The organism is Parabacteroides sp. An277, assembly GCF_002159645.1.
Taxonomy (GTDB): domain Bacteria; phylum Bacteroidota; class Bacteroidia; order Bacteroidales; family Tannerellaceae; genus Parabacteroides.
This window is the reverse complement of sequence record NZ_NFJB01000004.1, coordinates 122,092-148,565: the sequence shown is the minus strand read 5'-3', so window position 1 is coordinate 148,565 and position 26,474 is coordinate 122,092. Positions and strand designations below refer to the sequence as shown.

At 51.3% G+C, this 26,474-nt stretch carries 21 protein-coding genes; 9 read left to right on the top strand and 12 right to left on the bottom strand.

All coding sequences use genetic code 11. The features are described from left to right. The 5 genes from B5F77_RS15670 to B5F77_RS02880 all read left to right on the top strand — a co-directional run. Nucleotides 1–455, top strand: a 455-nt coding sequence (locus B5F77_RS15670) for a hypothetical protein (protein ID WP_162607942.1), incomplete at its 5' end; no start/stop codon positions are given. 345 nt (nt 456–800) lie between these two features. Then, a complete protein-coding gene (locus tag B5F77_RS02895) occupies nt 801–1,553 on the top strand; it encodes a hypothetical protein (RefSeq protein WP_087327358.1) in 753 nt (250 codons plus the stop codon). 76 nt (nt 1,554–1,629) lie between these two features. After that, nucleotides 1,630–2,829: a pyridoxal phosphate-dependent aminotransferase gene (locus B5F77_RS02890; RefSeq protein ID WP_087327354.1), complete on the top strand. Its 1,200-nt coding sequence runs from the start codon at nt 1,630–1,632 to the stop codon at nt 2,827–2,829. Continuing rightward, nucleotides 2,826–4,070: an ABC transporter permease gene (locus tag B5F77_RS02885; RefSeq protein ID WP_087327351.1), complete on the top strand. Its 1,245-nt coding sequence runs from the start codon at nt 2,826–2,828 to the stop codon at nt 4,068–4,070. Before B5F77_RS02890 ends, B5F77_RS02885 begins: the two co-directional genes overlap by 4 nt. A gap of 29 nt (nt 4,071–4,099) precedes the next feature. Beyond that, entirely contained in the window at nt 4,100–6,025 is a 1,926-nt protein-coding gene (locus tag B5F77_RS02880) for a TlpA disulfide reductase family protein (protein ID WP_087327347.1), read from the top strand. A gap of 544 nt (nt 6,026–6,569) precedes the next feature. Here the strand turns inward: B5F77_RS02880 and B5F77_RS02870 are convergent. The 3 genes from B5F77_RS02870 to B5F77_RS02860 form a co-directional block, all read right to left on the bottom strand. Beyond that, nucleotides 6,570–7,940, bottom strand: a complete 1,371-nt coding sequence (locus B5F77_RS02870) for an efflux transporter outer membrane subunit (RefSeq protein WP_087327400.1) — start codon at nt 7,938–7,940, stop codon at nt 6,570–6,572. A gap of 194 nt (nt 7,941–8,134) precedes the next feature. Further along, nucleotides 8,135–11,332, bottom strand: coding sequence for an efflux RND transporter permease subunit (locus tag B5F77_RS02865; protein WP_087327344.1), 3,198 nt, complete (start codon nt 11,330–11,332; stop codon nt 8,135–8,137). A gap of 112 nt (nt 11,333–11,444) precedes the next feature. Further along, on the bottom strand, nt 11,445–12,539 hold the full coding sequence (locus B5F77_RS02860) for an efflux RND transporter periplasmic adaptor subunit (RefSeq protein ID WP_239445713.1): 1,095 nt from the start codon (nt 12,537–12,539) through the stop codon (nt 11,445–11,447). Nucleotides 12,540–12,693: 154 nt separating this feature from the next. Here B5F77_RS02860 and B5F77_RS02855 point away from each other — a divergent pair, with 154 nt between their 5' ends. The 4 genes from B5F77_RS02855 (at nt 12,694) to guaD (ending at nt 17,285) form a co-directional block, all read left to right on the top strand. Then, on the top strand, nt 12,694–13,512 hold the full coding sequence (locus B5F77_RS02855; protein WP_087327341.1) for an AraC family transcriptional regulator: 819 nt from the start codon (nt 12,694–12,696) through the stop codon (nt 13,510–13,512). A 182-nt stretch (nt 13,513–13,694) separates the two neighbouring features. After that, entirely contained in the window at nt 13,695–15,023 is a 1,329-nt protein-coding gene (locus tag B5F77_RS02850) for a PhoH family protein (RefSeq protein ID WP_087327338.1), read from the top strand. Between the two features lie 68 nt (nt 15,024–15,091). After that, nucleotides 15,092–15,994, top strand: coding sequence for a cation diffusion facilitator family transporter (locus tag B5F77_RS02845; RefSeq protein WP_087327398.1), 903 nt, complete (start codon nt 15,092–15,094; stop codon nt 15,992–15,994). Further along, nucleotides 15,975–17,285 (top strand): guanine deaminase, encoded by a 1,311-nt coding sequence (gene guaD / locus B5F77_RS02840; RefSeq protein WP_087327335.1) that lies wholly within the window; start codon nt 15,975–15,977, stop codon nt 17,283–17,285. Before B5F77_RS02845 ends, guaD begins: the two co-directional genes overlap by 20 nt. A gap of 8 nt (nt 17,286–17,293) precedes the next feature. Here the strand turns inward: guaD and B5F77_RS02835 are convergent, their stop codons facing one another. The 9 genes from B5F77_RS02835 to B5F77_RS02800 form a co-directional block, all read right to left on the bottom strand. After that, complete coding sequence (locus tag B5F77_RS02835; protein ID WP_087327395.1) at nt 17,294–18,559, bottom strand: DUF5103 domain-containing protein; 1,266 nt, start codon at nt 18,557–18,559, stop codon at nt 17,294–17,296. Between the two features lie 418 nt (nt 18,560–18,977). Further along, on the bottom strand, nt 18,978–19,133 hold the full coding sequence (locus B5F77_RS15665; RefSeq protein ID WP_162607941.1) for a hypothetical protein: 156 nt from the start codon (nt 19,131–19,133) through the stop codon (nt 18,978–18,980). Between the two features lie 26 nt (nt 19,134–19,159). Further along, nucleotides 19,160–19,804: a phosphatase PAP2 family protein gene (locus tag B5F77_RS02830; RefSeq protein WP_087327331.1), complete on the bottom strand. Its 645-nt coding sequence runs from the start codon at nt 19,802–19,804 to the stop codon at nt 19,160–19,162. Nucleotides 19,805–19,807: 3 nt separating this feature from the next. After that, on the bottom strand, nt 19,808–20,575 hold the full coding sequence (locus tag B5F77_RS02825) for a tetratricopeptide repeat protein (RefSeq protein WP_087327328.1): 768 nt from the start codon (nt 20,573–20,575) through the stop codon (nt 19,808–19,810). A gap of 7 nt (nt 20,576–20,582) precedes the next feature. Further along, the gene (locus B5F77_RS02820) at nt 20,583–22,397 is read right to left on the bottom strand and encodes a BatD family protein (RefSeq protein ID WP_087327392.1); all 1,815 of its coding nucleotides are present in this window, start codon (nt 22,395–22,397) and stop codon (nt 20,583–20,585) included. 20 nt (nt 22,398–22,417) lie between these two features. Beyond that, nucleotides 22,418–23,149, bottom strand: a complete 732-nt coding sequence (locus B5F77_RS02815; RefSeq protein WP_204244942.1) for a tetratricopeptide repeat protein — start codon at nt 23,147–23,149, stop codon at nt 22,418–22,420. A gap of 296 nt (nt 23,150–23,445) precedes the next feature. Further along, nucleotides 23,446–24,465, bottom strand: a complete 1,020-nt coding sequence (locus tag B5F77_RS02810) for a VWA domain-containing protein (protein WP_087327322.1) — start codon at nt 24,463–24,465, stop codon at nt 23,446–23,448. 16 nt (nt 24,466–24,481) lie between these two features. Further along, on the bottom strand, nt 24,482–25,468 hold the full coding sequence (locus tag B5F77_RS02805) for a VWA domain-containing protein (RefSeq protein WP_087327319.1): 987 nt from the start codon (nt 25,466–25,468) through the stop codon (nt 24,482–24,484). Nucleotide 25,469: 1 nt separating this feature from the next. Then, the gene (locus B5F77_RS02800) at nt 25,470–26,474 is read right to left on the bottom strand and encodes a hypothetical protein (RefSeq protein ID WP_087327316.1); all 1,005 of its coding nucleotides are present in this window, start codon (nt 26,472–26,474) and stop codon (nt 25,470–25,472) included.

Here is a 26,474-nt window from a genome sequence, read left to right as displayed (position 1 = left end):
CGTTGATAGACGAGGTAAACAAGTATTTGCACCAGTTGCAAAAGACGCTTTCGCGTGCGGGACTTGGCAGCAAACCGTCGTATGATTCGGACGACGAAGAAGAGGAGCCAACTCCCGAACCCGAAACCCCGGAAATCACCGCCGTTTACCAGAAGGAGGGAGGCGACCCGGAGAATCCTCATCGCATCGAACGGGGCGAGCAAACCGGCGTAAACTATAAAGGCTTCACGCTGAAGGGACAGGATGGCACGCTGGAACACGTCATCGGACTCGTCAACGATCAGGATTACATCGAATGGATTAAAGCCGCGACTATCACCAACGTAACAGAAAACAGTTGCGAATTTACGATGGTCCCGGATTTGACGGAAGGACAATATAAAGTCCGCATCGAAACCTATGATGGTGGCAGCCCGCTGGTAGTGGAATATCCGGAGCCCATCACGTTGTGGTAATGGACAATTGACAATTGAGAATTGACAATGAAATGTTTGTAGGGGGTGTGTCGTAATGGATATATAGGTCTTAGAATTCCTTTATTATTACAGACGATCTGAAGCTGTTTTATTACAGAGGTTTGAGCCAATGGGGACATACGAACGGTTATCTGCGAGACACCTGCCTGGCGGCGCAAGACAACTACAAACGCCTGCTGGATTATTTCCGCATTCCGTATAAATAAACATTCCTCTGGCTTAAAATGCTTGCGGGTGTGTTTTTTACATGAAATGTTTCCATTGTGCATCCGAAATCATTACTTTTGTATGCCTAAACAACTGGAGGATTAACAATAATAAGATATGGATATTTTAGCAGAGCAAATAAGAAAACATTTAGCGGAATTGGATGTTTCGTATGAATACAAGGAAGAGGAACAACCCGAGTTCGTGTTCCCATTTACGATGAACCACATACGGATGAACGTCCGCATCGGATGTTACGAAGAGAATCGGTTTGTGATTGTGTTGGCTTACTGTCCGTTGGTTATCCCATCGGAGAAGCATACGCAGGTACTTTACAAAATCAATAAGTTGCATGCGAAGAGTTATTCATCTGCCTATATGTTCCTGGACAGGGAGGCCAATATGCTGGTGGCGCAATCGGTATTGAACGTGGGGACGGATTTGCAGGTGGATTACGATGTGTTCCGTTGTAATTTCTCGGAGACGTTGCACCTGTTGGACGACACGGCAGAGGAGTTTATGCAAATCATCCTTTCCGTGGCGAAAGAGCCGGAAACACAGGCCACGTCGATGGATGTAGAGGAATTGGCTGCCCGCGCGGCGCAGGGAGAGGCCGAGGCACAATACCGGTTGGGTATCAGTTATTATAAAGGAGAGGGTCTGAAGCAAGACTTTGGAAAAGCCATCGATTGGGTCGCTCAGGCAGCCAAGCAACAATATCCGGGGGCATTGGAACTGCTCGGCGTGTGGCAAACGGCTTTCCGGAAGGAAAAGCAGCAGGCATCAGACATACAGGATTTCGAAGGCGCCGCTACCTTCCAAGCCTGGGAAAGCCAATGCGCGGCCTGGATTGAAAAACTGGCAGAATAACGGGGGCGGCTTTTGCTGAATCCCCCATAATTCGTATCTTTGCCCCCATTAATAAAAACAATAAAGGTAAAAAAGAATGCCGAATATATCACAACGGGGAATTGATATGCCGGAGTCTCCCATCCGGAAGCTGGTCCCGCTTGCCGAACGGGCAAAAGCAAGGGGCGTGAAAGTCTATCATTTAAATATCGGGCAGCCGGATTTGCCGACACCGGAATGCGGATTGGAGGCGATGCGGCATATTGACCGCAAGGTGCTGGAATACTCGCCGAGCGAGGGCATCCGGAGTTTCCGCGAGAAGCTGGTGACCTACTATGCGAAGTTCAACATCCGTGTCGAAGCGGACGATATCATCATCACGGCAGGCGGTTCGGAGGCGGTGTTCTTTTCCTTCATGGCTTGCCTCGACCCGGGCGACGAAATCATCGTGCCCGAACCCGCGTATGCCAACTACATGGCGTTTGCCATTTCGTGTGGGGCGGTCATCAAGACGGTACCTTCGACGATAGAAGAGGGGTTTGCCCTGCCTTCAGTAGAGAAGTTTGAAGCGCTCATCACACCGCGCACGAAAGCCATCTTGATTTGTAACCCCAACAACCCGACGGGTTATCTTTACACCCAAAAAGAGATGAACCAATTGCGGGATTTGGTGAAGAAATACGACCTGTTCCTTTTCTCCGACGAAGTCTATCGTGAGTTTTGCTATACGGGTGCGCCCTACATTTCCGCGTTCCATCTGGAAGGCATCGAGAAAAACGTCGTGCTGGTCGATTCCGTTTCGAAACGATACAGCGAATGTGGTATCCGCATCGGGGCGTTGATTACGAAGAATGAACAGGTGAAGAGCAGCGTCATGAAATGGTGCCAAGCGCGGTTGAGCCCGCCACTCATCGGACAAATCATCGCAGAAGCCTCGCTCGATACGCCAGAATCTTATATGCTGGAAGTATATAATGAATATGTAGAGCGAAGGAAATTCTTGATAGACGGACTGAATCGCATCCCGGGTTGCTATTCGCCGATACCGATGGGCGCATTTTATACGGTAGCCAAGCTCCCGGTAGACGATGCCGAGAAGTTTTGCGCCTGGTGTTTGAACGAGTTTGAATACGAAGGGCAGACCGTCATGATGGCGCCCGCATCTGGATTTTATACGACGCCTGGTTTGGGACGGGATGAAGTCCGCATGGCTTACGTATTGAAGAAAGAGGACTTGGCGAAAGCACTCGGCGTTTTGCGCAAGGCCTTGGAAGCATATCCGAATCGTGTGATATGAACCTCGAACTATTCATCGCCCGGAAAATCCATTTCGGATCCCAAGATAACCGGCAGGCTACACCGCCCGCCATCCGCATTGCGACGATTGGTATTGCGCTTGGTTTGGCGGTGATGATTCTTTCGGTTGCCATCGTGATTGGCTTCAAGAAGGAGGTACGCAATAAAGTGATTGGTTTTGGTTCCCATATCCAGATTACCAATTTCGACAATAATTCCTCTTATGAGACGATTCCGATTGCGGTGAGCGATTCGTTGCGAAAGAGCTTGGAGGTGTATCCGGGCGTGCGGCATGTCGAACGTTTTGCCACGAAGCCAGGTATCCTCAAGACCGAGACCGATTTCCAAGGCATTGTATTGAAAGGAGTGGGGACGGACTATGATTGGTCGTTCTTTCGCCAAAATTTGAAAGAGGGTGAAGTTTTGCAACTGGACGAGAAGAAGCGTTCGACGGACGTGCTCATCTCGCGTTACTTGTCCGATTTGCTGGGCTTGAAGGTGGGCGATTTTTTCCTGACCTATTTCGTGGAGCAGGAGGTGCGTGCCCGCCGTTTCCATATTACCGGCATTTATGAAACTGGTTTTGCGGATTACGACAAGTTGTTTGTCTTGGCCGATATTCGCCAAGTCCAGCGGCTCAATGGTTGGGATGAAGACCAAGTGAGCGGATTGGAGCTTTTAGTGGAAGAATATGATCAGGTCGACCCAATTGCCGAGGCTCTTTATTTTCAATTGGCCGAACAGCAAGACCGCGAGGGAAACACCTATTTTGTTCGTTCCATCAAAGAGTTGAACCCGATGATATTTAGCTGGCTGGATGTGCTGAACATCAACGTAGTCGTGATTTTGGTATTGATGCTTGCCGTGGCTGGTTTCACAATGATTTCCGGTCTTTTGATTATTATATTGGAACGCACGCAGCTGATAGGCATTTTAAAAGCTTTGGGCGAAAACAATGCAAGTATCCGGAAGATATTCCTCTATGTATCGTTTTTCTTAATAGGGAGAGGAATGTTGTGGGGGAATGTAATCGGATTGGCTATCTGTTTTCTGCAATCGGCTACACATCTGTTTAAGTTGGATGCCTCAGTTTATTATTTGGATGCGGTGCCGATCGATTTGCGCTTTTCGGCGTGGCTTTTATTGAATATAGGAACATTAGTTCTTTCCATGGGTATGATGCTCGGCCCTTCGTATTTGATTACGAAGATTCACCCGGCGCGGAGCATCCGTTTTGAGTGAGTTGAATTCTTTATTAAATTACATTTATCATGAAAAAAGTAATTGTATGGTTATCCTTGTTCCTTGCAGGATGTACAGGAAAAGGAGTAGTGGAAAATCCAGCTTTCGACGTGCGAAATACGAACACGCTTGAGGTGGAGAAAGTGACATTGACAGACACGGCTACCGTCGTAGACGTCAAGGCGTATTATACGCCTAACTTCTGGATTCAAATTGCCCGGGAAGCGCGTCTTGAAGCGGATGGGCAATCGTATGCGATTCGTTCGGGCGAAGGCATTACCCTGAGCGAGAAATACTGGATGCCGGATTCGGGTGAGGCGACATTTCGTCTTATCTTCGAACCGCTTCCTAAAGGTACGAAACGAGTGGATTTTATCGAAGGAGAGCCGGATGATTATTTCAAAATTTGGGGCATTCGTTTGGATGGTTCACGCCCTGAATCCGAACTTCCACCGGCGCAAATCCCGGAAATGACAACACTCGAAGAACCTGTTTTAAAGGCTGGATCGGCCACATTAAAGGGTAAATTCTTGGGTTATCGCGTGGGGATGGCGAAAAGTATCCGGATTTGGACATTTAATTATCTGACAAGCAGTCCGGAAGAGTATAATGTGGAAGTCCAAAACGACGGCAGTTTCTCTCTGTCTTTGCCGTTGTTGCATGTTTCAAATATAGTTTTGATGGGGAACAATGCCGGTGTGGATTTTTATATGCGACCGGGTGAAGAAACTTTGCTGGAGATTAATTTACCTGAGATTTGCCGTGAGGCATCTAAAACGCAGCAAGATGCACCTTCTTTAGGGGCGAAATACCGTTTTTCGGGAGCTTGTGCTGATTTGAACAATATTCTTGCGAATGCCAATATGCAGGCTCATTTTACCATAGAACCCCAATCAAGGGAAGAATATGAGCAAATGATGAAAGATATTAGTACAATGACTTTGGACGAATATAAAGCCTATTGGACGAATCGTTATAACAAAGCTATGGCAAAACTTGATAGTTTGTCGTTGAATAAGGTACATAGGCAATTGGTGACGATGCGTTTTAATCATGAGTTGTTTGATAATTTGGCCAAATATGGCATCATTGATTATGCTTATAGAGAAGTAAATAAAATTCCACGCGATTCAGTCTTGCCCAATCGTCCTGATATAGTTGCGCCTCGGTCTTACTTCGAGTTTGTGCCTCGTTTGTTGCCGAATGATGCTTATTTCCTTTATGATGGAGTCTTTTGTTATGCATTTCCCCATTTGCGTTATCTTAATTTTACGGGTAAAGAGCGGGTTTGGAAAGTTGGTATGGAATTGCCGGACAATACTACCGGCTTGGCGGCACTTTATGGTACTGATGAAGGTATCCTATTCGACCTCCTCGCTGCCCAACGATTAGCATTTCCGATTTCTGAGTTCCACCCTCTGACGTCCAATCAACTCCAGGAGGTCGAAAAGCTTAACCCCGTTTTGCGTGATGTTGTGTTGGATATGAACGAACAACTGAAGGCGAAAATTGAAGCGAACAAAAAGAAATCAGGGTATCAAGTGGATCGGGTGAATATTGCGGATATTCCGGCAGATGAGGTGTTTCATGCCATTACCTCTGCTTATCGAGGTAAAGTACTTTTCATTGACGTGTGGGCGACGTGGTGCGGGCCTTGCAAAGACGCTATGAAGCAGACGGAACCGGTAAAGAAGGAGTATGCTGGGAAGGATGTGGTATTTATCTACTTAGCGGGCGAGAATTCGCTGGAAGAGACGTGGAAGCAGATGATTCCAGACATCAAAGGCGAGCATTACCGGTTGAGTGAGGCGCAATGGGATGCAGTAGGTAAACAATTGGGTGTAAACGGTGTTCCCTCCTATGTCTTGGTGGATAAAGAGGGAACAATAAAACATTTCCACGTGGGATTCCCGGGTGTCGAAACCATGAAAGAATGGATTGATTCGAATTTGTAGAAAAATAATAATAGGAAGTATATCCGAGAAAATCGCCCTCTCTCGACTAAAGTGGGTGATTTTCTCGGATTTTTTATATTGTCGACCTTTGTTAAGGTCTTATAGTTGATTTCATTCGAAGTAATCCGAAGACAATAAGGACTTCCAAAGAGGTTAGTATCTCTGATACCGGAAGGGCAAGCCAAATGCCACTGTTTCCTAAAATCTTAGGAAGCAACAAGAAGCAAGGTATCAAGAATACGAACCCGCGCAGCAGGGCAAACAGGGTGGCAGGCTTGACACGCTCCATGCTCTGATAGTAGCCGATAATGGCAATGTTCAGGATGAAGAATATAAATGCCGTTCCATAATAGGGGAATCCTTGTCTTATGGTTATTATTTATATTTCTGCTCAACAAAAAAGCCGGATAAGGTGATTGGTTTTACCCAGTCATCTTATCCGGCATATTATCTGCCCTCCGATGAGGATTACAAAACGCTTTCTTTCGTAATTTCGCGGCAAAGGTGGGTCAAAGATTTGGAGTATGCAAATTTTTGACCACTTTTATTCCGCTCCACCTCCCAAGGCATGATACAGATTGATAACCCCTTGTATTTTGTCGAACCGGTCGTTTGCTTCGGTCAGTTCGGCTTGCAATAGGTTTTGCCGGGCAGAGAGTACTTCCAGGTAAGAACTGGACTGGCTGAATTCCATGAGCTTCGCTGTGTTGTCGGCAGCGGAGCGCAACGCCTCTATCTGTTTTTGGTCGATGTCGAGACGTAAACGGGCAGTTTGCCATTGTGCTAACGCGTCGTTCACTTCATTGCCCGCTTTCAGCAGGCTTTGGCGGAAGCTGAGCAGAGCTTCTTCTTGCCGTGCTTTGGCAATACGCAGGTTGGCAATGTTCTGCCCTCGGTTGAAGAGAGGCTGGGTAAGTGAACCGATAGCGCTTAACAGCCAGTTGCCGGGATTTACAATCGCAGCCCCATTATTGTTGGTCCATCCTGCCGACCCGCTCAACGTGATGCTCGGATAGAAGGCGGAACGGGCAGCGTTTGTATTGTAGAACGCTTGTGCCAAGGCAGCTTCCGCCTGACGTACGTCGGGACGGCAGTCCAACAGTTGCAAGGGCACACCCACCGCTAACGTGTCGGGGAACTGCTGCGCTTCCAGTGTGGAGCGTTCGATATGTCCGGGTATCCGCCCTAATAGGACGGAGAGGGAGTTCTCTTGTGCCCGTATCTGCTTCCATAGGGTAAGGACGGAAGCCTCCGTGTTGAGCTTGCTTGCTTTCGCTTGGGCCACAGCTGCTTCGGTTGCCTCGCCTACGGCCTTCTTCGCTTCGTAGGTGCGTAATATCTCCGCCCATGATTCGGCAGTACGCTCACTGATGTCCAATTGGCAGTCCAGCATCAGCAGGTTGTAGTAGCTGTTCGCGATGGTGGCGATGAGTTGCGTTTGCACCGCTTGACGGTAAGCGTGGCTACCTTCGAGGGCGGCACGTGCTCCGCGCTTGGCGTTGGTCAGACGGCCGAATAGGTCTATCTCCCACGAGGCGGAGGCGGCTATGTTGTATGTCTTGTCCGCCTTCGCCCCGTCGTAGCTGCTTATTTGCCCCTGCGGGTTGAGCGAGAGGGTGGGCAGGTAGGCGAGACGGGAGGAGAGGAGGGTAGCCTCGGCCTCCTCCACCCGCAGGCGGGCGATGCCGAGGTCGGTGTTGTTCTCCAGCCCCTCGCGGATCAGGCTTTGCAGATTGGAGTCGGTAAAGAGTTCCGTCCATGGCAGGGTGGCGATGGAAACGGTGTCTTCTGTCGCTACGCCCGGACCGTAGAGCAAGTCTGTCTCCACGCCTGTCTCTGGGCGGGAATAGGGCTTATAGATATGGCAGCCCGCTAATAATAGAGTGGTGCTGCATAGGATAATTATTTGTTTCATTTTCATACTTGTTTATGAATATTTCTTCTATCTGTCCAACAAGTTTCTGTAGGGTCTATTTAGGAGTGTTGGAAGCACCCAAGCTAGGGGTACCGAGCACACCCTAGCTAGGGTGTTTGTCATACCCCATGCTAGGGTATTGACCGGTACCCTAGCATGGGTAATTCCGAGCCCATCTTTGTGAGGGAAATATGTCAACTATTATTCTTATTCTTCTTTCTTTCTTCGATGGCTTCCATCTCGCTCTGTATCTCCCAGTCGGGGGTGGGCAGGAACTCCACGGGCTTCACCTTCTCCTGCAGGTACTGGAAGATGATAAAAAACACCGGTACGAAGAACAGGATGGCAAGAATACCGAACAGCATACCGCCTACCACGCCCGAACCTAACGATGAATTACCGTTGGCTCCCGCACCGCTGGCGAACATCAGCGGCAGCAAGCCGAATATCATCGCCAGCACGGTCATCAGGATGGGACGGAAGCGGACACGGGCCGCTGCCAGTGCCGCTTGAACGAGCGACATACCTGCGCGACGGCGGTCGGCTGCATATTCGGTCAACAGAATAGCAGTCTTGGCCAACAGTCCTATAAGCATGATAAGTCCCGTCTGCATGTAGATGTTGTTTTCCAGTCCCATCAGTTTGGCAAAGACAAAGCTGCCCATCAGCCCGAACGGCACGGCAAGGATAACGGCAAACGGCACGAGGAAGCTCTCGTACAGGCCGCACAGGATGAGGTAGACAAACACCGTACATATCAGGAAGATGATAGCTGTGTTGTTTGTAGTCTGGCTCTCCTCGCGGCTGATGCCGGCAAACTCGAAGCTGTAGCCCCGCGGCAGGTTCTCGGCTGCCACCTCGCGAATGGCGTTGATGGCGTCACCCGAACTGTATCCCTGCGCTGCCTCGCCGTTGATGCCCATGGCACTGTACAGGTTGAAACGGGCAAGCGACTCGGGACCGTACACCTTGGTCAGCTTGACGAACTGGCTGAGCGGTGCCATTTCGTTGTTGTTCACGCGGGTGAACATCTTGTCGAGCGACTCCGGCGTGATGCGGTACTCGGGAGATGACTGTATCATGACGCGGTACAGCTTGTTGAAACGGTTGAAGTTCGACACATACTGTCCGCTATAGTATCCTGCCAAGGTGGACAGCACAGCATCAGCTGTCGTTCCGGCACGCTGGCACTTGGCGGCATCTACCTCCACCAGGTATTGCGGGAAGTTGACATTAAACGTGGTGTAGGCGGAACCTATCTCCGGACGTTTCTGCAACGCGGCGATGAACTCCTGACCTACCGTGTAGAGGTCGTTCACCGAGCCGCCCGCACGGTCTTGCAGATAGATTTCGACACCGCTTGCCACGCCGTATCCGTCAATCAGCGGCGGAGCCATGGCGAAGATGTTCGCATCGGGGATGTCTGCCGCAAAACCGTTGATTTTGGCAAGCACGGCATCAATACCCTGTTCCTTATCTTTACGCTTGCTCCAGTCGGTCAGCATACCGATGACCATGCCGCTCGACGGACCGGCACCACCAATCAGCCCGTAACCCGATGTTTCCGAAGCGATAGCCACTTCGGGAATGCTGTCCAGCTTGCGCTCGATTTCTTCCATAACCTCCGAAGTTCGTGCAAGAGAGCTGCACGGCGGTGTAGTCACGTTCACCATGATGCTGCCCATATCCTCATCAGGCAACAGACCGGTCTTGGTGATGTTCATCATCCACGCCAATGCAGCTACGGCACAGGCGAAAATGCCCACCGCCAGCCAACGGCGGCGGATGAAGAACAGCACACCGCCCATATAGCGTTGTGTGATGACCGAGAACACGGCATTGAACGCCGTACGGAAACGTGCCGCAAAGTTCTGCTTCTCCGTTCCGTCCTCGTTCAGATAAGGTTTCAGCATCAGGGCACAGAGGGCGGGCGAAAGCGTCAGGGCGTTGATGGCAGAGATACCTACAGCAGCCGCCATCGTCAGACCGAACTGCATGTAGAACGTACCGCTGGTGCCGCCCATCATGGATACGGGGATAAATACTGCCATGAACACCAACGTCGTAGTGATGATTGCCGAAGTGATGCCGCCCATGGCATCCATTGTCGCCATATACGATGACTTATAGCCTACATCGAACTTCGCCTGCACCGCTTCGACCACGATAATCGCATCATCGACCACAATACCGATGGCAAGCACCAAAGCGAACAACGTCAGCAGGTTAAGGCTGAAGCCTGCCACAGACATGAAGGCGAACGTACCCACCAGCGACACCATGATAGAGATGGCGGGAATCACCATTGACTTTACATCTTGCAAGAAGACATAGGTGATGATGACCACCAGAAGAAATGCCTCGAAGAGCGTCTTGATGACCTGGTGCATGGAGGCGTCGAGGAAGTTCTTCGTGGAGTACAGCTCATCGAACTGTACGCCCTTTGGCAGATTCTTAGCCATCTCCTCAATACGCGCGTCAATCTGCTTGATGACCTCCGTGGCGTTGGAGCCTGCCGTCTGATAGACCATGAACAGCGTGCCGTTGTGTCCGTTGGTCATGCTCCGGTAGTTGTACGCCTCGTCGCCCAGCTGGATGCGTGTCACGTCCTTCAGGCGCAGCACCTCGCCCGTGGGCAGCGATTTGATGACCATGTTGCCGAACTCTTCGGGCGTGACGAGGCGGCCCTTGTACTTCATCGTGTACTGGAACACGCCTTCATAGTTCTCGCCGAACGAGCCGGTGGCGGACTCGATGTTCTGCGCGTTGAGCGCCGAGGTCACGTCGGAAGGCACGATGCCATACTGCGCCATCACGTCGGGCTTCAGCCAGATGCGCATGCCGTAGTTCGAGCCGAGCAACGTCACCTCGCCCACGCCGGTGATACGCTTCAGCTCGGGGATGACGTTGATTTGGAGGTAGTTGTTGAGGAACTGCGTGTCGTAGCTGTCGTCAGGGCTCCACAGGGTGACGGCTTTCAGCATAGACTTCTGCTGCTTGTTGGTGACGACACCGATGCGCGTTACGTCTGAGGGCAACTGCCCTTGTGCTTTCGACACACGGTTCTGCACGTTCACCGCCGCCATATCGGGGTCGGTTCCCTGCTTGAAGTAAATGGTGATATACACGTCACCCGCATTGGAGGCGGTAGAGTAAATATAGGTCATGTTCTCAACGCCGTTGATGGCCTCCTCCAGCGGCACGATGACAGATTTCTGTACCGTTTCGGCGTTGGCGCTGGGGTAGCTGGTCATGACTTCTACCGTAGGCGGGGCGATGCTGGGGAACTGCTCGACAGGCAGCGTTGCCAACGAGATGCAGCCCAGCAACACAATCGCCACCGAGATAACGATAGACAGCACCGGGCGTTCGATAAATGTTTTCAGTTTCATAAAGCTTCTTCTTTCTTTTAGTTTCACCACAGAGAACCAGAGTACCACAGAGAAATAAATTTAAAGACTCTGTGTGCCTCCTGTCCCTCTGTGATGAGTTATCAATTGATTTTCACTTCACGCTGACAGGCATCCCGTCTTGCAGCAGCCCGACTCCTTCAGAGACAATACGTTCGCCAGCCGATAACCCGCTACGCACGATGTACTTCTTTGCCTCGTTAAGCGGAGTCACCTCGATGCGTGTAGCCTTTGCCTTACCGTCTACCACACGGTAGGCGAACACTTTATCCTGAAGCTCGTAGGTGGCACCCTGTGGGATGGTCAGCGCGCTGTCTATCTTTTCGGTAATGAGCACGTTGCCTGCCCCACCGCTATGCAGTAGTCCCGTGGGATTAGCGAAGGCTGCACGCAGGCTCACGGCACCTGTCTGCACATCAATAACCCCACTTATGCTTTCCACACGACCCTCTACACCGTAACTGGTACCGTCATTCAAACGCAGTATCATGGCAGGCATCTGCCGGAGCGTCTGCTCCACCGAACCGTAACGCCGGATGAGCGAGAGCATCCGGTTTTCAGGCAGTGAGAAGTAAACGTACATCACCGAATTGTCTGACACCGTGGTCAGCGGCGAAGCGGAGGAGGAGCTGACAAGTGCGCCCACACGGTAAGGAATCGTGCCGACAACGCCGTCGGCAGGACTTGTTACAATTGTATAAGAGAGATTATTGCGGGCATTAAGCTCCTGTGCCTCCGCCTGTGCCTGCTGAGCCTGAGCGGTGAGCAGGGCATTGTGCGCCGTACTCAGCTCGAACTGCGATATTACTTTCTGGTCGAATAGCTGGCGCTTGCCGTCGTAGGTGAGCTGCGCGGTGGCAACGGCTGCGCTTGCCGCTTCTACGTTGGCGATAGCGGTCTGGAGGGCGGCTTCGTAAGGTACCTGGTCGATAATGAAGAGTGTCTGTCCCCGGCACACACGCTCGCCCTCCGTCACTGCCACACGGGTGATTTTGCCCGACACCTGCGGAAAGATTTCAATATCTTGCCGCCCGCGTATGGTGGCGGGGTAATCTTCCGTTACTTCTACTGCCGACTGTGCTACGGTGACAACGGGATAAGCCTGTGGTTTTTCCTCTGTTGTTTTGTTTTGGCAAGAAACTAAGCATGCCCCGCATAACACAGTCCATACAAAAATCATTTGTCTCATATCCATATACTATTTTGTTTTGTAATGGGCGCAAAGGTAGGACGTTTCCCGTCCAAAACCAGTGGACAAATCCCGACAAGAAGGATACTTTTGAAAACAGGCAGATGGTGGTAGGAGACTATTTCATACATTTGCAGTAAAAATAGAAACACCTATGTCACTGATGGAAGGAAAAGACTATGAATACGGCCTCTGCAACTGGAGAGACCAGCTTGGGAGAAGCATCCGCACGGACGGGTGCATCCTGTTGTTTTGCGTGTCGGGCAGGGCGCTCGTCTCGGTGGACTTTAAACCGTATGCCGTACGCAACCGGGACATCATCCTGATATCTCCGGACATTCTGTTTGTGGTGAACGACGTGTCGGAAAGCTTTGCCGCCAAGCGCATCGAAATCTCCTCCTGGCTGTTCGATGAAGCCACGTTCACCCTCTCTTCGCCTTTCTTCGACTATCTGTACGAGCATGCCATTTTCCGCACCTCGCCCGAGCAGTGGGAACAGTTGGGCGTATGGGAAGACCAGCTCCGCTGGATCATGCGGTGCAGGTCGCAGAAGTCGGCCTACGTGATGCTGCGCAACCACCTGCAAAACTTCTTCATGGCAGTGGAGAGTGTCGTGGTGTCGGAAGGCACGCAGACAGAGATACTACCTACAAGTCCCGCCCGGCGGCTCTTCAATCGTTTCTGTCGGCTGGTGGTGGAGCACTGCTACGCGCACCACGACGTGAAGTTCTATGCCGACGAGCTGTGTATCACGCCCTATTATCTGTCGAAGATAACCAACAAGGCGGTAAAGATATCGCCCAAAGAGTTGATTGACCGACAGATTATCCTGGAAATGAAACGGCTACTGATAAATACGGATATCTCTATCAAGGAGCTTGCCACACGTTTCCACTTCGACTCCGTGTCGTATATGGCCCGCTTCTTCCGGCGGTATACGGGTTATACTCCCAATGAGTTTCGTAAACAATAGAATAGGAGATATTCATCTATTAAATATTAAGTATATGGCGAGGATTACTGTTTATCTCATGGCTTCTTATGGGGAATTGAAATTCTTCGTAGAATGAAGTGAAATTACTTTAAGTTACCGAACATTTCTCTCCTCATAATAGTTACTTGTATACATTAGGTTGAATTTAATAGGAGAATATCATGGGAACAAAGAAGAATTTCGTGCTGGATACGAACGTAATCTTACACGACTACAAATGCATCGAGAACTTTCAGGAGAACGACATTTATCTTCCCATTGTCGTATTAGAAGAACTGGACAAGTTTAAACGGGGAAGCGATCAAATCAACTATAACGCCCGCGAGTTTGTTCGTGAGCTGGACATGGTCACAACCAATGACCTCTTTACAAAGGGAGCGTCGCTTGGTCCGAACCTTGGTATGCTGCACGTCGTCGTTGGCGGAGAATACCACCCAAAGGTAGCAGAATCGTTTGTCGAGAAAACACCGGATCATCGCATTCTCTCCTGTACCTTCCGCGTGGCCGATGCGCATCCCGACATGCAGACTATCTTAGTAACCAAGGACGTCAACCTGAGGATGAAGGCGCGTTCTTTAGGACTCAAGGTGGAAGATTACATAACGGACAAAGTGGTGAACGTGGATATCTTCGAGAAGGCTCAGGAAACATACGAGGGCATCGACGCAGCGCTCATTGATGAGCTCTATGCGGCTCCGAGCGGTATTGATGTGGAGCGGTTCGAGCCTTTAGCTTCGAAGCTCGTCCCCAACGAGTGTTTCGTTTTGAAGAGTGAGCGGAACTCTGTCCTGGCTCGCTTTAATCCTTTCACAGCCAAAGTGAAGCGCGTGGATAAATCTACAAACTATGGCATCCAGCCACGCAATGCAGAGCAGACGTTCGCCTTCGAGGTCCTGAACGATCCTGAGGTCAAACTCATCGGCCTCACCGGAAAGGCGGGTACAGGCAAAACGTTGCTTGCGCTGGCTTCTGCGCTCAAGCAGTCCGACGAATACAAACAAATCCTCCTGGCCCGCCCGATCGTCGCGTTGGCTAATAAGGATCTGGGATTTCTTCCTGGCGATGAGAAGCAGAAGGTCGCGCCTTACATGCAGCCGCTCTTCGATAACCTCAATTTTATTAAACGGCAAATCACCTACAACGGCTCCGAAGCACGCCGTTTGGACGAACTGCAGAAGGAGAACCGTCTGGCTATTGAGGCGCTGGCTTTCATCCGAGGACGCAGCCTGTCCGACACGTTCTGCATCATCGACGAAGCGCAGAATCTGACGCCGCATGAGATTAAAACCATCATCACGCGCGCAGGAGAAGGGACGAAGATGGTGTTCACGGGCGATATCCAACAGATTGACTCTCCCTATCTTGACGCACAGAGCAACGGCCTCGCCTATATGGTCGATAAGATGAAAGGGCAGGAGCTCTTCGCACACATCAATCTCGTCAAAGGGGAGCGTAGCGAACTTTCCGAACTCGCGTCGAATTTGCTCTAATCGACGCTGCCGTTCCCGCAATTTTTTTACCTTTGCGCCTGATTAAGCAAAATACGAAAGTTATGGCAATGGAATTGGATGCAAAAACCCGGGAACGGCGAATTGTCCGAGTGACGCTAGTGGGCTCTGTGGTGAACATTGCGCTTCTGGTCTTCAAGTTTATAGCAGGATTCGTCGGGAACAGCAGTGCGATGATAGCCGACGCTATCCATTCGTTCTCGGACTTTATTACGGACGTCATCGTCCTCGTCTTTGTGAATATTTCTGCTAAACCGCGTGACACGGACCACGATTACGGTCATGGCAAGTACGAGACGCTGGCCACTTGTATCGTCGGTCTCTTTCTTCTCTTCGTCGCATTCGGTCTCTTCTGGAGCGGCATCAGCCAGATTTACGGGTATTATTTCGAAGGGCAGGAGCTGGAAAGCCCAGGTTGGGTCGCGCTCGTCGCGGCCGTCATCTCGATCCTTGTAAAGGAGGCGCTTTATCAATACACATGCTTCGTCGGCCGTCAAGTGAACAGCCAGGTGGTGATTGCGAATGCGTGGCATCATCGCTCGGATGCGTTCTCGTCGGTCGGCACGATGCTGGGAATCGGCGGTGCTATTCTCCTCGGCGATGCTTGGCGTGTACTGGACCCACTCGCTGCGGTAATAGTCAGCGTCTTCATCGTTAAGATTGGGCTGATTCAAACGACTTCGGCTCTCAACGACTTACTGGATAAGTCGCTACCTAAAGAGCTCGAAGAGGAGATTCTTTCCTTATTAATAGAAGACCCCCGCGTGAGCAGTCCGCATAACCTTTACACGCGGCACATCGGGAATGACATATCTATCGAAGCCCATATCCGCGTGAACGGGCAGACAACTGTCGAGGAAGCTCACGCGCTTACCCGTCAGATCGAAGACCGCCTCCGTATCCGTTTCGGACAAAATACACATATCATGCTTCATGTGGAACCGACCAAGTGACATACGCCCGACGATTTATCGGGGCGAACTTTTCTATTTCACGTCGGCTTCGTCGTGGGAATACATCGAGGATGGTGCGCTTGGCGTCGCCGACGGTCGCATACAGGCGGTGGGGGATTTCACGACGCTCCGGGCGGCTTATCCCGAGGCTCCGCTGGTCGATTACCGAGGTTTCCTCCTGATGCCCGGCTTCATCGACGCGCATCTCCACTATGTGCAATCCGAGATAATAGGTCTGTATGGCAAGCAGTTGCTGGATTGGCTGCAGCTCTATACCTTCCCGGCCGAGGAGGCTTTCCGAGATGCCGGTCACGCCCGGCGTATCGCTCGGCTTTTCCTTCAGGAACTTTTCCGGAACGGGACGACGGCTTGCGTCGCCTTCGCCTCGATTCATCCGCAGTCGGTCGAGGCTTTGTTCGACGAGGCTTCCCGATACGACATGTGCCTTATTACGGGGAAGGTACAGATGAACCGCCAGGCGCCGCCGGCTCTCTGCGAATCGGTCGAGGAGAGCGAGCGTCAGATCCTTTCGCTCCTTCCGCGTTGGCACGGGAAGGGTCGCCTTCGCTACGCCGTCACGCCCCGTTTTGCCCTCAGCTGTTCTCCGCAGATGCTGCAGCTTTGTGCCGAATTGCTCCAGGCCTTCCCTACGACCTATCTGCAGACGCATCTCTCTGAAAACAAAGACGAAATACGACAAATCCTGTCGCTCTTTCTGGATAAGAAGGATTATTTGCAGGTATACGAGGACTTCGGCCTCCTGACGGACCGCTCGCTCTTGGCGCATGGGGTTCATCTCTCGAACGCAGAAAGGCGGCGGATTGCTACGGCGGGCGCGGCGGTGGTACATTGTCCTACGTCGAACGCCTTCTTAGGAAGCGGCCTCTACTCGCTGAAGGAGGCAAACCTCGCTCAGGTGGAGACGCTGCTCGGAACGGACGTAGGCGCGGGGACCTCCTTTTCGATGTTCCGCACGATGGGCGCGGCTTACGGCATCCAACAGTTGGGAGGCTATTCCCTTTCCACATTCGAGTCGTTCTACCGTGCGACGTTGGGTGCGGCTCGTTCCCTACGGCTCGACGGCGAGATGGGCACCTTCCTGCCCGGTCGGTACGCAGATTTCATCGTGGTCGACTACCTCTCGACCCTCCCGCAACAGCTTCGCGCCGAATATCTTTCCCGAACAAACCAATGGGACATCGCCCAAAAGCTATTTGGTCTTCAGGTCATGGCAGACGACCGCTCCCTACGCGCCACCTACGTCTCCGGCAAGCGCGTCTTCCCCGCTTAGTTTCTCTCTTATTGTCCCGGCTCATACCGCACCGTCTGCACACCGACGAGCTGGTCGAAGCGTGCGCCTATCGGACGGTAATAGACATATATCGTATACTCGTTCTCCGTCTGGTGGAAGTCGCCTTCTATCGGCGAGGCCGTTCCTTTCTCCTCTCCGTCTGGCACATACATGTACTGGTAGTTGTAGTTTCCTTGCTTCAGAAGCAGGGCTTTCTCATATTGGTTCGTCTCCGGGTTGAAGTGCATCTCGCTGTTTTCTCCGCAGCGGTTCTGGACGAAATCCCCATTCAGATACACCTTCCCACTCTTGGCTTCGGGCATCGCTAAGGTGAAGTGGACGATGTAATAGTCAGCTTCCGTATCGGGCGACTCGCAGCGGCTGCAGGCCGGATAGAATCGTCCGTCCTGGTCCTGGTCATATTCATACGTGCCCATCGCGCTGGGGTAATCGACGTATAAGTCTGCGTGGTAGTAGGGATTATAATAGGCAATCCGCTCGATGCGCATCCCGTTGTAGCGATGTGTCAAGAACTCGAAGCGGCGATACTCATTGCCCGCCGGGAAGATAAGCGAGCGGTTATTCTCGTATACGATTCGGTCCGACAGGATAGCACTAGGCGTCACTTCCGAGACCACGTCATCCATGCGCCGGTTTCGGCAGACGCGAATCTTCAGGTCCGTAGCCGGATGCGTAATCATCAGGTTCTTCTTCAGGACCGAGAAGTTGAGCTGCTGGTGACTTCGGTAGGTATCCACCAGCGTATTACCAGTTACCTCCGCCTCGATATCGACGAGCGGGTCGACGACTGCGAAGCAAGCCGTCAGGATGGTCTTGTCCGGCTCATCTTCCGGATAGATTCGAACCACGTAGTTTCCAGCTACTTTAAACTGGATGTCCTCGTTCGGCAAATAGAACCGATAATTCGTATACTGCGTCGTCGTATTGAAGGAGTTGGCGAAGTCATCTATAGAAAGTCCCTGAAACCCATGCATATACTCGATGGGCGAAAGGGAGGAGCGCGTCCAATCTGCGTTGCAATGGATGATTTCATAAGCATACCGCGTGAAATGCGTCGTCATGTCGTCGAAGCTGATTTCCAACACCTCGTCCGAGCCCAGCGTAAGAATCGGCTCATAATACACAACATCCGGCTGCTTTACTTGTAAAGTCTTGATGCGTTTCTCATTCAGAATCTCCGTGCGATAACACTCCTGTGCGCCCATGCCTACCGACAGGGCGAGCAGCACTGCCTGTATAATCCATGCTTTCATACCCATCTTTTTATTTGTTTCTGCAAAGGAATATATTTTTACGCAATTATGCAACAGCTGGTTCTACATTATATATATAGGTATATTTCCCGAAGGGCAGACGGGCTCCTACCTTCAGCGCCGTTTGTTCCTACGTTCGGAGTCATCGGGTTCCTACGTTCGAAGCCGTTTGTTCCTACGTTCGAACAAACTTGCTCGTACGTACGAACAAATTGGCTCGTACGTACGAATAGATTTGCTCGTACGTACGGACAGATTTGTTCATACGTATGAATAGATTTATTCCTACCGATAGATTCATGTATCCTTGCCGATGAACAGGCGGATTCATGCCCAAGGACAGACGGATTTATGCCTGTGCATAGATTTTGCACTCACGTGTGCACAATTGTGCAATCAGCATTGCAAAGTTTTGCACTCACGTGTGCAAAGTTTTGCCGTCAGCATGGCACCGATGACTCCATGGACAAGAAGCCGTGGCTCCTTCAGCAGGAAGCCGTGGCTCCTTCAGCAGGAAACCGAAGCCTCCCCACGAGGCATAAAAAAATTCCTCACGAGGAATCCGTTTATCCATCGTGAGGAATCTTTTGATATATCCGGTTAGGCGAAGAGCGGGTAGAGGAGGAGGCAGGCAATCGTAGCCCAAACGGCCCCCGTCATCCAGGCAATCCGCCGCGGGGAGTACGTGAGGGCGGGGCGCCTCCATCGGTAAAGACGGTAGACGAGATACCCAAAAAGGAGCCCGACACATGCGCCCGGAATGATGTCCGAAAGGAAATGGACGCCCAAGTAGATACGGGAGTAGGCATTGACCGCTGCCCAGAAGAAGAGCGTAGCGCCCAGGAGCTTGTCCCGCAAGATAAGCGTGAGGAGCGTCGCCAGACCGAAAGAGTTGGCCGCATGGCTCGATATGAATCCGTAGAGCCCTCCGCGGTAACCATTGACCGTATGCACAAGGTCCTGGAAATCCGGATGGTGCGTCGGACGGAAGCGTGCGCAGAGCGGCTTGCAGAGATGCGAAGCAAACTGGTCGCAGAGCGTGATGGTCAGGGCAATCGCTAAGAAGAGGAAAACGACTTCGCGCCAAGGCTTGCGGTAGGCCAATGCGCAGAGGAGGAAGGTCGCGAGCGGAAGCCACACCACCTTCCCAGAGTAAAGCCAGAAGAATTGATCCCAGTAAGGCGCGTGGAGACCGTTAAGCCACAGGAAAGCCTCCCGCTCGAAGACAAGCAGTTGTTCTAACATGGCTCAGATAACTTCGAGATCCTTGCTCGGCATCCAACCTACGTTGCCATCGGGTAGTTCCACTTCGCTCCATTCGCCCAACGTGCTGCGTACGGCGACCTTTGTGCCTTCGTGCAAGACAACTAAGTCATTTCCGCTCTGGTCCGGTGCGCTTCTGACCGTGACCGTAGGCGCAAAGATGATGGCCTCTGCATGGCTTGTGAGCGCGTGCTTCTGACTAAAGCCGAACACATTCGACAGCACGACCCCGACGAGCATCACAAGAGCGACATAAAAGCCCACCTTCTTGAAGCGGATGACCTTTGAGAAAAGAAAGACGACGAGCGCGAGAAGGAAGAGCAGGAAGGAGACGATGCCCGTCGCGCCCCATGCGTCTGCGCTGGCCATATCCCGCGCACCTTCAAACCACTTCGTGAGGAAGAACTGGCCGGCCGGTTCTATTTTGTCGACCGTCCGCGCCTTTGCGAGCTGAAGGTTAAAGCGGATGTCCTTGTCGCCCGGTTGTAAGAGGAGCGCGCGTTCGTAGTTGAGGATAGCCGGCGCGATCTGCCCCGCTTTGTAGTAGGCATTGCCTAAGTTGTAGTAGACAGCGGCAGACTCCCCCTGATTCTTGAGCAAGCCCTCGTAGAGTTCTATGGCTGCCTTGTAATCTTCCTTCGTATAAGCCACTTCGGCCTCCTTGAGGGCTGCGTCTTGCGCTGCGGAGAAGCCGAAGCATCCGAGCCCAAGAAGAAACAGGCCGAACCTGATTATGAATTTGTTTATTGCCATAAGTCGTTTACTTTTTTATTGTATTTTCCATTTTTCCTATCGCATCGATTGTCTGCTCATAGAGCTTGTCCATGGCGTCGGATGCTTGCGAAGGCGCGTAACGAGCGAATTCGCACGTGTTGAGAATCTCCATGAAGTCGCGGGTCAAGGCTTCGTCTACGCCGTACTTTGCTAATTCCGCCTCGACGTTGTCCTTAGTAAGGCTCGAGAGCGGCATGTTCAGCTTGTCGCTTAAATAGCCCCAGAGGGCGCGCATGACCTCATCGTAGAACGCCTCCTTCTGCTGTGCTTGGAGGAGCTTTCCGGCATTCTTCAGTCGTTTGACTGCAATCTTGTTTGCCTTCTTCGTGCGGACTCGGGCCAGGTCTGCGTTTTCTTTGATTTGTTTGCGATAAACAATAAAGAAGACGATGAAGAGGAGGAGCGGGACGAGATAGGACATCGCGTAGAGCGCTGTTCCAAAGAATACCTCCTCGCGCTTGGGCGAGAAATGGATGCCTCGTGTCTTGAGGAAGCGGATATCCTGTCCGAGGTATTTCACCGACTCTTTGTTGGCGAAGTTCGATACGACCGGAGCCGATGCCGCTCCCTCTTCTCCCTTCTCCACGTGGAGCTGGAAGGCATCCGACTTAAGCGTTTTATACGAAGCGGACTTCGTGTCGAAGTAGGAGAACTCTACGGACGGAATCTCGAAATCACCGGCATAGCGGGGAATCGCCATGTACTCGATGGTTTTCGTTCCTGAGACGCCGGCCGTGGTTGTTTTCGTTTGCGTGTCTACTTTCGGGTCATAAATCTCGAAATCGTTCGGGAAGGTTACTTCGGGATTCTTCGCCATCTTGATGTTTCCGTTCCCTGTGATTTGGACATTCACCGTGACGGCATCGTTGGCCTTTACCTGGTTGGCGCTGATACGGGCCGTCATCGAATAACTGCCTACCGCGCCAGAGAACGAGGCAGGTTTACCCGAGGGAAGCGGCTTCACGTGAATCGTCGCGGGCGACGACACCAACTGCTTGTTTACTTCCCGGTAGGAGTCGAAGAAATCATCGAAGATGCTACGTGCTTTCTGCGGTGTCGAGACGCGGATGACCGCGTCGTAGGTTCCTTTTCCGATGGTCAAGTCGCCCGTCCGCTGCGGATAGAGGACGACCTGCCGGAGGTCGACCGTGAAATAGTTCCGGTCCTTGTAGCGGTCCTGTACCCATTGCTTGTTTGGCAAGTCGATTTCTTGCGCCATGAAACCTTCGAACTCAGGGAACTTCACGCCATTGATGCCACAAGGCCGAGCTGCGTAGAGCTTGAATGTCACCAAGAACCCTTCCTGTTCGTAGACATCGTGCTTCGAGACGATCATCCGCACGAAGAAATCATCGTCGCTAATCGTTGTCGATGCGCTTTGTACTCGTTCTGCCGTTGTTTTCCCTGATTTGTCGGGTGGGAGCACTTTGATGGAAAGGCCATTCGACGTATAAGTCGCGTCCTTCACCTTGATGGTAGCCGGCGCGATGGTGAACGTCCCCTCTTTCTTGGGCATCAGGATATAGGTGTAGCTGACGGTCGTCTCGCTCGTGCTCTTTCCATTCACCCAACTGGTACTGTAGGAGGTCGATTGCGAAGGACCCATGAGCACCTCGAAGTCCGGCATCTCCTGCACGCGGAGGTCTTTTCCTTCCGCATTAATTACATACGTCAGACGGAATTGTTCGCCCATTACAACCGATTGCGGTGCCGAGGCTTTAAACGAAATCTCGTTTGCCCGTGCGGCCAGTCCCGTCGTGAACAAGAAGAGGAAAAAAAGTATCCATTTTCCTCCTGGCATTTGCTTATTATCTTTCATTCTTACCATTGTTTTTCTATTTTACGGCTTTGCTGCTTCTGTTGTTGCGCTTTCTTCACCTTTTCTTGCGTATCTTTTTCGTCTTGAAGCAGGGCGTCGAGCATCTGTTGCGCATTATCGCGGCTCATTTGCTCGTCGGGCTGCGGCTGTTCCTGCGTTTTGTCTTGCTTTTGGTCGTCTGGTTGCTGCGGTTGTTGTTGCTGCTGCTGTTGGTTTTGTTCCTGTTGTTGCTCTTGGTTTTGCTCGTTTTGGCTCTGGTCCTGATTCTGCTGTTGGTCGTTCAGGAGTTTTTGCGCCAGCGCGAGGTTGTAGCGCGTCTCGTCGTCGGCCGGATTCAGGCGCAGCGACTGCTTGTAGGCTTCGACGCTCTGGGAATATTCCTTCTTTTGCATGCCGATGTTGCCCATATTATGATAGACTTCGGCCAAGCGAGTACGTCCTTCAGGCGTTTCCCGTAGTTTGGCCTCCTGCCCGGCGAGGAGCTGGTATTGTTCGGCCGCTTCGTCGAATTTCTTTTGTTTGTAAAGGGAATTGCCCAGGTTGTAGGTACCCTCTGTCGAGCGCGGGTTCACGTCGAGCGCTTTGCGGTAGGCAATCTCCGCTTCGGTATATTTTTCCGTCTTATAAAGGTCGTTCCCTTCGCGTACCTGCTTGCGTTCCGCTTTCTGGGCGAAAGCCGAGGCGCCGACGAGCAAAACCGCCGCGCATAAGACCGGTTTCCGTATTGTTTTCATTCGTATCATATTCGTTTTTCGTTCATGCTAATTTGATTCTATATCTTTTTTCTTATTTCCCTTTCCTTCCGTCTGGAAACGACCCAGAGACGGCGTCTTTTCCTTCCTTCCGTCCGGAAACAGGCTAGAGACGTTGTTTCTTTTATATTTCCTAACGGGAACGGGCTAGAGACGTCGTTTCTTTTATATTCCTTAACGGGAACAGGCTGGAGACGGCGTTTCTTTTACATTCCCTAACGGAAACAACCGAGAGACGTCGTTTCCTTTGCGTTCCCCGCCGGAAAACGCCTGTCTTTTTATTTGAACAACCGAATCCGCCGGAAAACATGGTTCTTGCGGTCGAGTGTCAGGAATTCCGCCACCAAAAGGACGAGGGCAATCCAGGCGAAGACCTGAAACTGCTCGTCGTATTCCGAGTACACCTTGCTTTCGAGGTCGGTCTTGCTCATTTTCCCGATTTCCTGTTGCAACGCCTTGAGCGCCGAGTTAGTATTGTCTGCCCGGACGTACATGCCCTGTCCCGCCGCGGCGATTTCCTGGCACATTTGTTCGTTCATCTTCGTGATGACCACGTTCCCGGCGTTGTCTTTCATATAGTTGTTCCCACCGCCGAGGGGAATCGGCGCGCCTTTCGGGTCGCCCATCCCGACGATGTTCACGTGGATTTTCTTATCCGCTGCCGCTTTGGCCGCTCCCACGGCGTCGTCTTCGTGGTTTTCACCGTCGGTGATGACGATGATAGCCTTTTCCGAAGCCTCGTTGGGCGTGAAAGAGCGGGCCGCGAGGTTGATAGCTGCCCCGATGGCCGTACCTTGCGTCGAGACCATTTCCGGCGAAATAGAGGAAAGGAACATCTTGGCCGAGATGTAATCAGACGTGATGGGGAGCTGCGTAAAAGCGTCGCCAGCAAAGACAATCATGCCCACTTTGTCGTTGGTGAAGCCGTCGGTCAGCTTGGCCAACATTTGCTTCGCTTTCTCCAATCGATTCGGTGCCACGTCTTCCGCCAGCATCGAGTTCGATACGTCGAGACAGACCATGATTTCGACGCCTTGCCGTTTGACCGTCTCCAACTTCGTCCCAAATTGCGGGCCGGCAATCACCACAATCAAGGCCGCGATAGCTCCCAGCGAAAGCCAAAACTTCAGATGTTGGCGTTTCCAAGAGACATCGGGCATCAGCGCGCCCAAGAGGGCGGGATTGCCATATCGTTTCACGGCCTTTCGCTTCTGCACGTTCGCATAGATAAAAAACAGCACCAGTGCAGGCAAAGCAATCAGCAAATATAAAAATTCCGGATGTGCAAAACGAAACATAATTCCTATCTTTTTGTTATGGGATATTTCTTAACACTGTATTTCTCAACAAAACTTCGACCAGCAGGAGGGCAAAGACCAGCAAAGCCCAGTTCTTGTATTCTTCTTGTTTCTTGCTGAATTCTTGTACGCTGATTTTCGTTTTTTCCATTTGGTCAATTTCCGAATAGATTTCCTTCAAGCTGGCGTTGTCCGTCGCGCGGAAATATTGCCCGCCTGTTGTCGAAGCAATCTGTTTCAACACTTGCTCGTCGATTTCGACCGGAATATTCTGGTATTGGACGCCAAATGCAGTCGGGATGGGATAAGGCGCTTCACCTTGCGTCCCGACGCCAATCGTATACACCCGGATGCCGAATGTCTTCGCAATCTCGGCAGCCGTCACAGGCGCCACTTCGCCCGTATTGTTCACGCCATCGGTCAAAAGGATAATTACTTTCGACTTCGCCTGGCTGTCTTTGATGCGGCTGACGGCGTTAGCCAATCCGACACCGATCGCGGTTCCGTCTTGGATAATACCCGGTTGAATATCCTTGAAGAGATTGAGCAACACGCCATGGTCGGTAGTCAAAGGGCATTGTGTGAAACTTTCTGCCGCGAAAACGACCAAACCGATATTGTCGTTCGGCCGCCCGTTGATGAATGACGCTGCCACATCTTTAGCTGCTTCCAAGCGGTTCGGTTTTAAATCTTCGGCAAGCATACTGGTCGATATATCGATAGCCATTACAATGTCGATACCCTCCGTGGTCGAATTCTGCCAACTGTTTGTCGATTGCGGACGCGCCAACACGACAATCAAGACCGCGATGGCCAACATACGCAACACGAAAGGCGCATGACGCAAGTAAACGCGCCACGAAATGGTGCCGGGAGCTTCGAATGCTTCTGCCGAAGAGACTTGCAGACTCGCTTGGCTTTTCCTTAATTTATAAATGTACCAAGCGATGAGCGGTATCAACAGCAGCAATAAATACAAATAGTTTGGATTCGCAAATACCATTTTATTCTTTTATTTTAGCATCATTATTCGATTCCTCTGTCGCCTGTTGTTCGAGGTTCCCTTTATCCTGAGTTGTTTCCTCGGGCTTGGTCTCTTCCACAAACGAATAGGCGTTTGAGATACTCAAATCATTTTCATCAGGCAATGGATGTACTTTGGCGAATTTCACAAAATCCGAAAGGTTCAGTATCTGTTTCAAATTTTCAAAAACAGGATGAACCTCTTTTTTGTCTTGTAACATCGTCAGGATTTCGCCCGATGTCATTTCCATCGCATTGATTCCGAAACGTTCTACTATATAACGTCTCAAAGTTTCGGTCAATGCCGTGTAATATTCCTTATTCAAGCCCTGTTGCCACAGCTTGCGGGTCTTAATTTCGTCCAATTCTTTTATGGCTTGCTCGTATGGAGGTAATTTAGGCTCTTCAGGAGCTGCAAATGGCAACAATGATTTATGATTTCGCAAACGTTTGATAATATACAACAAAACGCAAAGCAAAAATAAGCCCAACAGCACGCCATAGATAATGGGATAATAATCGGCCCAGACGAAAGGAGGTTTCCATACATTCTTAATGTCGTTGAACTCCTCTGGTTTATCGGCATTCACGGGTACAGTCGATACTTTCAAGGCCACTTGATTAGAGGCCACCGTGTCGGTGCCGTCCACTACTTTCAAAGGAGGAAGCAAATACAACGCTGAATCGAATGACGTAATCAACAAATCTTGCTTAATTACCAAGCGGTCGTTTTCGATGAGCGACGAATCGGGTTTCGAGGCATCCAGTATTTCCACACCGCGCATCAAAGTATCTACCGGAATAAGGATTTGTACAGGATGTGTTTTCGGCGTCGTCACGGTCAGATGCAATTTCGTTTGCTCTCCAATCAAGATAGCGGCCGAATCAATCCGCACTTCTATCAGCGATTGTGCTTTTGTTTCATAGGCTCCTGTCGCCCAAGCAAACAATAATAGGACTATGATATTTTTCTTTATCCATTTCAT